This window comes from Acidithiobacillus sp. TH-A36 (assembly GCF_057473445.1).
Map to the genome: position 1 here is coordinate 1 of NZ_JBYCKP010000055.1, position 1,529 is coordinate 1,529.

The 1,529-nt window shown below is 54.3% G+C and carries 2 protein-coding genes; both read left to right on the top strand.

Features of this window, described 5'->3' with window-relative positions; genetic code table 11:
• Positions 1-786 (top strand): hypothetical protein (locus AC2VLY_RS01400; protein ID WP_486921653.1); only part of this gene is annotated, 786 nt, incomplete at its 5' end.
• A gap of 70 nt (positions 787-856) precedes the next feature.
• Entirely contained in the window at positions 857-1,420 is a 564-nt protein-coding gene (locus AC2VLY_RS01405) for a transglycosylase SLT domain-containing protein (protein ID WP_486892447.1), read from the top strand.
• The last annotated feature ends 109 nt before the right edge of the window (positions 1,421-1,529 follow it).

Genomic DNA, 1,529 nt, shown 5'->3' on the forward strand with positions numbered 1-1,529 from the left:
GCACGGATTCGCCACGATGCCTTTTTGTGGCGCGTGCCGCGTCCCCTGCAACGGGCCGTCGATGCATACGCCTGGAACAAACACAATCCGTTCATTCGGGGCGCGGTCATCCAGTTCGAAAGACAGAACGGGATTCTTGGACCGGGCGGGGTATCCGAAGGTCATCTACACAAAGCGGTTATTCGTGCCCTTTTTTCCAAGGATGCGAAAAAGAATGCCTGGGATTACGAGTGGGTCTATGTGACAAAAGCCGATGGCACACCGATTCCTGAATCCCTGCATGTCTGGGAGCGCGGTGTGCATTTTGTGCCGGCATCATGGTGCGATGAGCTTAAGGGTTTCGCCGTACGCAATGGCTGGATCTGGGGCACTGTCGTGAACACCGGCGTTCTAGGCTCCACCCCAAACGGGACCTGGCCGATTTATCAACGTTTACCAAAGACCACCATGCGCGGGGCTTTTCCCGTACCTATTTCCTGGGCCGCCTATCGGACCCTGGCAGGAAAACAGGTGCCGCAATGGGCAGGCTCATCGCTTATGCAGTCTGCACGAGGCGTGGTCAATGGTCACCCGGTACGCTGGCAGCCTTATGATGACCCAGGCATTTTGTGGGTCAATTATTTCGATGCTGGACGCGGGATCCACTATTATCCCAGAGCGTCTTATGGCTTCCCGCAAAGTGCCGGTTGTGTGGAGCAGCCTTATAACAGCGCGCCCATTACTTACAAAATTTTGCACTACGGCGTGCCTGTTACCATTAGTAGACAATCCTTCCATTTTAATTGACTGAACGGAGAAAAGCGGTTGCGTTTGCAGCCATAAAAAATCGAATGAGTCTCGGCTGAAAGGTAAAAAAATGATACGAACACTTTCTCTGGCCGCAGTTATAGCGTCCATGTTTAGCTTTCCGGGTGCATCTCCTGCAGTGGACTTCGCCAAACACGCGCAACAGGCCATCCCGATCAAAACGGTAACGTCCAAAAAGAATCGGAATTCCGCACTGTTATTGAAAAGGCGTGTAAAGAAACTCGCTGGCCCCTATGCGGCGTTGGTCCGTCATGCGGCAAAGAATGCGCATATTTCGCCGGTGCTGGTCGCCGCCGTTGTCTATGTGGAAAACGGCGGCAATTTCCAGGGTTCGGCAACCCGTGTATCCAGCGCCGGAGCCATTGGCGTCATGCAGCTGGAGCCGGTTACGGCCTGGGATGTCTTGCGGGTCAATCCCTGGCAGGCACCATCCAATATTGAGGGTGGTGCCCGTTTTCTTTCCATGCTGATACAACGCTTCGATGGTAATCGACGTTTGGCGCTCATGGCCTACAACGCAGGGCCGACCCTGATTGCGAATGGTGGCAGACCCGCTATGGCCGTTCGGTATGCGAACGAAGTTCTACAGCTTACGCGAGAGTTTTCTTTATGAACCAGATTCCGTCCAATATCGCTGCTGTTTACTCCCAAACGGGAACGCTCTTTGTTGTGCGGCCGCACACGTCTTATCTGGATGGCCCGGCGGTGGCCCGTTGGCTCAC